The sequence below is a fragment of the Deltaproteobacteria bacterium genome, assembly GCA_019308995.1.
In the GTDB taxonomy this organism is placed as follows: Bacteria; Desulfobacterota; Desulfarculia; order Adiutricales; family JAFDHD01; genus JAFDHD01.
The window spans coordinates 1-6,780 of sequence record JAFDHD010000147.1 but is presented as its reverse complement, the minus strand read 5'-3'; the positions used below and the strand labels follow the sequence as shown (position 1 = coordinate 6,780).

Annotated in this window: 6 protein-coding genes; 3 read left to right on the top strand and 3 right to left on the bottom strand. The window is 51.9% G+C overall.

What is annotated here, in order from left to right; genetic code table 11:
* Window positions 1-447 precede the first annotated feature (447 nt).
* The 3 genes from JRI95_15720 to JRI95_15710 all read left to right on the top strand — a co-directional run bounded on the left by JRI95_15720 (window position 448) and on the right by JRI95_15710 (window position 3,203).
* Window positions 448-1,278, top strand: coding sequence for a DUF169 domain-containing protein (locus JRI95_15720; GenBank protein MBW2062990.1), 831 nt, complete (start codon window positions 448-450; stop codon window positions 1,276-1,278).
* A 90-nt stretch (window positions 1,279-1,368) separates the two neighbouring features.
* Window positions 1,369-2,280, top strand: a complete 912-nt coding sequence (rarD, locus tag JRI95_15715; GenBank protein MBW2062989.1) for an EamA family transporter RarD — start codon at window positions 1,369-1,371, stop codon at window positions 2,278-2,280.
* Window positions 2,281-2,510: 230 nt separating this feature from the next.
* Window positions 2,511-3,203, top strand: coding sequence for a helix-turn-helix transcriptional regulator (locus JRI95_15710; protein ID MBW2062988.1), 693 nt, complete (start codon window positions 2,511-2,513; stop codon window positions 3,201-3,203).
* 632 nt (window positions 3,204-3,835) lie between these two features.
* Here the strand turns inward: JRI95_15710 and JRI95_15705 are convergent.
* The 3 genes from JRI95_15705 to JRI95_15695 all read right to left on the bottom strand — a co-directional run.
* Window positions 3,836-4,987 carry an acyl-CoA dehydrogenase family protein gene (locus tag JRI95_15705; GenBank protein MBW2062987.1) on the bottom strand — a complete coding sequence of 384 codons (1,152 nt, stop codon included), beginning with the start codon at window positions 4,985-4,987 and terminating at the stop codon, window positions 3,836-3,838.
* A 113-nt stretch (window positions 4,988-5,100) separates the two neighbouring features.
* Window positions 5,101-5,604 carry a Zn-ribbon domain-containing OB-fold protein gene (locus tag JRI95_15700; protein MBW2062986.1) on the bottom strand — a complete coding sequence of 168 codons (504 nt, stop codon included), beginning with the start codon at window positions 5,602-5,604 and terminating at the stop codon, window positions 5,101-5,103.
* Window positions 5,605-5,624: 20 nt separating this feature from the next.
* On the bottom strand, window positions 5,625-6,780 hold a 1,156-nt coding region (locus JRI95_15695; GenBank protein ID MBW2062985.1), incomplete at its 5' end, for a thiolase domain-containing protein.

The following is a 6,780-nucleotide window of genomic DNA, read 5'->3' as shown; positions in this document are numbered from 1 at the left end:
CGGCCTTCCTCCATATCTCATAAGTATTTGTCAAACCTATGGATATCGGAAGAATGCGCCGATGTCACTACTTTAATAACAGCATGATTTTGCCAACTCTTTTGGAGAAGAACCCCCAATTATAACATCTAGTATATATCAATATGACGCCAGACCAAACTTCAAGCCCGCGCCAGGAGTTTGTAGGTTGGGTAGAGCGGAGCGAAACCCAACATTTCTTTGGTGAGTTATAGAATATTATATTGTTCCAATGAGGTTGTGTTTGGTAAAAAGTAAGCGTGTTGGGTTTGGTTTTACTCAACCCAACCTACAACTGGGGCCGGCAATGGGCATCCACATTTGATGAGATTGTAAATGCAGGCCATTTCCTGCAGGAAAGCCACGGTGAAAAAGTGGTTGAAATTCTTTTCAAACAAATTGCAGAAGGATAAAGGAGGTCTAGTTTCCATGGAAGATTTAAAAAAATATCACGAAATCGGTCAAACCTTCATTGACAGTTTAAAACTGACCAACTACCCCGTAGCCGTCAGAATGATTCCTAAGGATGAAGATGTACCGGAAGGCGCGGTTCAGCCCTCAATGGTTTTTGGTGACGAAGTACCTGCCTGCCTCGTCTATACATACTGCCGCCGGGCCGGTATTTCATTTTTTCTGACAAAGGATGATATAGCCTGCAAGCCCATCGTCATATATTTTGGTCTTGATGAACTGGGCGACCCGGAGGATTTATACAAAGCCTGGGCAGAGCATGCCGGATATAAGCGGGACATGGACGCGGAAAAACTGAGCAGGGCCTCTAATGCGCGGTTTGAGCCAAATACTTTTAAAGGATTTGTGGTTTCTCCACTTCACCAGACCATTATCAAACCGGATTTGGTGATGATTTTTTGCTCACCGCTATCACTGTCCCACCTGATCCTGGCTGCCACCTACGATGGGGCAAACATTAACAGTAACTTCAACGGTATGGAGTCCAGCTGTAAGGAAGGCATCATCCGGACCTATCAGACAAAGCAGTGCCAGGTCGTTTCACCTGGAATGGGGGACCGGATCATGGCCGGTGTGCAGGACCATGAGATGATTTTTTCCATTCCTGAAGACCAGTTTGAATCTGTTGTCGAGAACCTGTTCCTTGCTGGCAATAAATTGCAGGATCCTTCACCCTTCAGGATACCGCATCCCTTACCGACAATGGGAGCAAATCGGATCTTCGGAAACCCGGTCGAACCGCTTGTCTGGCCCACCTTGAGGGAAAAACTTGGGAAGAAGAAGTTGTAAGCGAAATTAAAATAAATTTCTGAAAAAGATTTAATTAAAAATCAGATTTTTCCTTCCATTTCCCAATTATAACATCTAGTATATATCAATATGACACCAGGCCAAACTTCAAACCCGCGCCAGGAATCTCTGCTTGGGGCTGCCTGTGGAGGCGCGGCTTCTTTTATCTGGGCGCTGAGTCCGCTATACTGGAAGGTGCTGGATGACATCCCGGCCTTTGAAACCCTTATGCATCGCGTCATCTGGTCCTTTTTCTTTCTGCTGCCTTTCTTGGTTTCCCGCGGCCTCCGGCATGAAATTTTTGCGGCCGTAAAATCATGGCGTACCTTATTGATTCTGCTTTCAACCACGATCTTTATTGGGAGTAACTGGTTTGTCTTCATCTGGGCCATCAACCACGATTATGTCCTCCAGGCCAGCCTGGGGTATTATATCAACCCGCTCATCAACGTTCTCCTGGGAATGGTTTTTCTCAGGGAGCGGTTGCGGCCCTTGCAGGCTGCGGCGGTGATCCTGGCCGGGGTCGGCGTGCTTTATCTGACCATCCAGTACGGCCGGTTTCCATGGGTGGCTTTGTCTCTGGCCTTCACCTTTGGATTATACGGTCTCATTCGCAAGGTGGCGCCAATCAGTGCCGTTGGAGGGCTTTTCCTAGAGATGCTCTTTGCTTTACTTCCCGCCATGGCCTATCTTTTTTACTTGGATACCAGGGGCGCGGGGTCTCTTTTCCACGTCAGCATTGGCATTGATTTGTTCCTGATAGGAACAGCCCTGGTTACGGCCCTTCCCCTCGTTCTTTTTACCCTGGGCGCCAGGCGGCTGCGTCTTGCTACTGTCGGCTTCCTTCAGTATATCGCGCCAAGCTGCTATTTCCTTTTGGCCGTCTTTCTTTTTCGCGAGCCTATTTCCAGGGCCCAGGTGTGGACCTTTTTTCTGATATGGGCGGCCCTTGTATTCTATACCATTGACTCTATGCGTTATTACGGGCGTGCTGATCACTGATCTTCGTGTCCAGTTCCATCCCGAGTGGATTAAGCGCGTTTTCATTTGAAAGCTCATCCGCCTTGAACCTGGCGTAAGTCATTGACACGGTTTTTACCTTTAGGTAAATTATGCTTGAGGTTGGTCATTAATTCTTCTCAAGCCTTTTCCCAGGGGTAAAGGCTAGCGAGCAAAGGGATTTTTGGTTAACTTCCAAAATTGGATTCCTCGTTCCAGGCAAGGGGAGCATTATGGCAGGTGAAAATGACGGTCAACGTGTCTCCAAAGATCAGATGACTGGAGTCACGCACGATACGCGTCCGGAAGCCGATTTTTTAGCAGGAGTGACCGCTGTGGCGGCTGAACCTGAGGGCGCTCCGCCCGGGGAAGAACTCACTGTGGGCCAGCGCGTGAGGCTCATCCGGGAGCAGAAAGGGCTGACCCTGGCTGATCTCGCCCAGCGCACCGGCCTGGACGAGCAGGTCCTCTCCGAGATCGAGGAGGAGTCAGTCAGTCCGCCGCTGGGATTGCTGGTCAGGTTGGGCAAGGCCCTAGAAATGAAGTTTGGCACCCTCATCGCCTCAGGTGAGGATCGTCCCTACACGGTCGTACGCGTGGCTGAGCGGCGGAAGATGAGCCGCTATGCTTCCCAAAGAGGCACACGCTACGGCTATACCTACCAGGCCTTGGCGCCACAAAAGAAGGATCGCTCCATGGAGCCTTTCCTGGTTACCCTGGAGCCGGTGGATGAGGACGTGCCGCCTTCCACCCATGACGGGGAGGAGTTTATCTTCGTGCTGGAAGGCGCCATGGAGGCCGTTATTGGTGATTCCAAGGAAATCCTCAAGCCAGGCGACGCCATTTATTACGATTCCACTCAGCCTCACCTGGTGCGCCCTTTTGGACGGAATCCTGTCCGTATCCTGGCCGTGCTGTATAGTTAGCGAAAATCAAACGGTGTGCCCGGGCCCTGTTTGCTGGAGCAGGAGTCGTAAGGCAATCTCAAATTAGTCAATAATTATTATAAGATCTTAATGGGTGCTTCGTCGCTAAAGCTCCTTCTAAAAAACTGTTTTTCCTGCTTCAGGATTTACTAGTATGAAACCCATTGAATCTGCACGTTTTTTTATACTATATCTGACCCGTTGTTTATAAGCGCCTTCATACTAGCCTTGGCCTTTATTGACATATGAAAGGCCAGAAATATACGGGCGGGGATAAACCCCGCCCCTACTCTATAGTGGTTGTCAAAATTATGTTCCGTTTGAATGAATACAAGAGTATCAAGATCGAGATTGCTTCGCGGCTCTCGCAATGACATCCTATTGATATTATTAAAAAATGTCATTGCGAGGAACGAAGTGACGAAGCACCCATTAAGAGGCAATCTCAGACCTTTTCAATCGGAACGTATTTTTGCCATTCGCTCTAAATCGGTATTGTGGGGCGGGGTTTATCCCCGCCCTCTTCTGAAACTTGAAAATAGTTTCTTTGTCAAATAACCCTATGGCTTCTGCCAGAGGGCCGGGGGCTCGGAATGACAATTCGTTAGTAAATGTTTGATCGCAACCTGGTATTAAATAACCCCGATAAGCCGGGCGATAACCAGCCGCTGTATTTCGCTGGTGCCTTCACCGATAGTGAGCAGCTTCTGATCGCGATAAAAACGCTCTATATCGTATTCCTTCATCAGGCCGTAGCCGCCGTGGAGCTGAACCGCTTCGTTCACCACCCGACCCATGACCTCTGAGGCGTAGAGTTTGGCCATAGCCGCGAGCTTGCTGAAGGACTTATGGTTGTCCCGCAGCCAGCAGGCCTTGTAGAGCAGAAGGCGCGCGGCCTCTATTTCCAGGGCCATATCGGCTAACTTAAAGGCGTTGACCTGGAAGGTGCTGATGGGTCTGCCAAACTGCACCCTTTCCTGGGCATAGCGTTTGGCCAGATCAAACGCCCCTTGAGCGCCTCCGACACCCATGGCCGCGATTGAGAGCCGACCGGCGTCCAGGGTTTCCAACATCTGATGAAAGCCATGGCCCTGCGTTCCCAGCAGGTTTTTCTTTGGCACTCTGCAATCCTCGAAATAGAGTTCCGAAGTATTCGCAGCCCGCCATATCATCTTGCCATGCATCGTTCGGGCCTCAAAGCCCGGCGTACCATGCTCGATCAGGATGCAAGACAGCTCCGGTCGTCCATCCTCACGGGCGCCGGTTCTGGCCAGGACGGTCACCCCGAGGCTGATGGGGGTGCTGGCGTTAGTGATAAAGATCTTAGAGCCGTTAACCACCCACATATCCCCGTCTAAAACGGCGGTCGTTTGCGCATTGCCAGCATCTGAGCCAGCGCCTGCCTCTGTGAGGCCAAAGCCCCAGAGAGCATGGCCGTGGCACAGGTCAGGCAGGTATTTCTTTTTTTGCTCCTCGTTTCCGAAATAATAGATAGGGCCTATGCCCAGCGAGTTGCCAGCCGCGATGGTGGCGGCGTGAGAGCCGTCTATACGCGCCATTTGCTCAACCGCGATGGCGTAGGAAATATAATCCATTTCCTGTCCGCCATAGGCCTCATCCACGATCATACCAAAAAGACCCAGATCGCCCATGGCCTGGCAGGTGTCCAGGCTGAACGCTTCCTTCTCATCCAGCTCTCGTGCCACCGGCCTGATCTTTTTCACCGCGAAGTCGCGGACTGTTTTTCGCAGGATCTCCTGCTCCATGGACATCTCAAAATCCATTGTTTTCTCCGCTCTTAATCATGATCGCCTCAAACGAATATATTTATTTTTGCCTGTTTAAGGCCTGATTTCTTTTCAGCTTTTGGCAATCTCTTCAGGCGGAAGGCTCCTGCTCATTCGGCTGGTATCCAGTAGATATCTAAAATGGTATGAGTGGGATTTTCAGTACGGAACTGGGCTTTGACCTTCATTCCGATTTCAGGTTTGCCAGAGAGGAGGTAGCCTTTAAAAATGGTGTCTATGCCTTTTATCTCGATGTCAATCTGCCAGTACGGCGTCTTCATCTCGATGCCGATGCCCGCGTAATCCACCCTGGTGAAGGTGTAGATTCTGCCTTCTGTTGGCGCTTCGATCCACTCCGTCTTGGCATAACAATCCGGACAGTCGGCCCGGGGGGGAAGAAAGGTGGATTTTTCAAGGCAATTTGGGTTTGAACACCGGGTGGCCAGAAGCTTGCCTTGGGTCAGCCCTTTGAAGAAGGGGGTCAGTTGACCATAAGTGTGATGATGGGTGAGTGTGCGAGGCCAGTTTACGACCCAGGCCGGTTCACTGTCATAGAGATCAAGGGGTGTGCCAGTATATTCAGTGGTAACGGAATCGTCGGAATTTTTGGCCATTTCAATTATCCTCCTTTTTTCTACCAGGCTTTTCGCAGGATACCGGTGGTGACATGAGAGCCGACACCGGCGTGGCTGACCCAGAGGGCCTGTTTTGCCTCCGGGACTTGCAGGCTTTTCCAGTCGGCTGGTTTTTCCTTGCCTGCTCGTTTCCACCATTTGTCATGGCTGTGAAAGTAGTCGTATTTGCCTTGGATTTGCCAGAGGCATTCTGCTGCCTGCCAGATACCGGTTGCCCCTACAGCGTGCATGGCGCCCAGCAGACCGCCGGAGAGGTTGGCCGGGCATTTACCGCCAAAGTAAGCGTCACCGCTCTCAATGAAGTCTGGTTCCTGGCCGTAAGGCCTCAGACCGATATCACCGTATGTTTGGATATCGCTGATAGTGAAGGCGTCATGCAATTCCACCAGGTCCAGTTCCTCGAGGGGGTCTTTGACGCCGGCCATACGGTATGTCAGGTAAGCGGCAAACCGGGAGGAGAGAAAGGATTCGAAACCAGGCCAGCGAGGGCTCTGCTTGAGCATTTCATCGTACTGATCGGGTTCCTCATGAGGCAGCAGCGGAATCTCCATAGGCCGTCGGTCGGCGACGCGCAGGGTGTGGGTGCCGCCAGCGATAAACAACTCGCAAGGCGTGTCGCTGAGTTTATGGGCCATCTCCTCATCGCACAGGAGCACGCAGGCCGCGCCGGCGGACATGGCGCAGCATTCCAGGAAACGGAGCGGGTAGGCGCTGATAGGAGACGCGAGCACCTCCTCGACGGTATGATGGCCCGGCTGCTGGGCGTTGGGGTTGCTCACGGCGTAGCCGCGGTTTTTCACGGCTACCTTGGCCCGTGTGACTTCACTGAGGTTGTAAGCCCAGGCAAAGCGGTTGGCCATGGGCGCGTAATAGGAGGAGTAAACGCGGCCCATGCGGGTCTCGAAGTCTTTACAGGCCGCAGTGGAGATGTAAAAGTTGCCAGTCCGGGTGTCCACCTCGTCCATCTTTTCCCACCCGGCTACCAGGACGCAGGAGGCGTAGCCACTGGCAATTGCCATGGCCCCGGTGAGTATGGCCGAGCCGCCGGTGGCGCCTCCGGTTTTTATGCCCACATTGTACATTGGATCCAGGCCCAGGTAATCGTGGACCTTGGCTTCGCACAGGAGCTGGTCCTGGAAATGATCGGCAAACTCA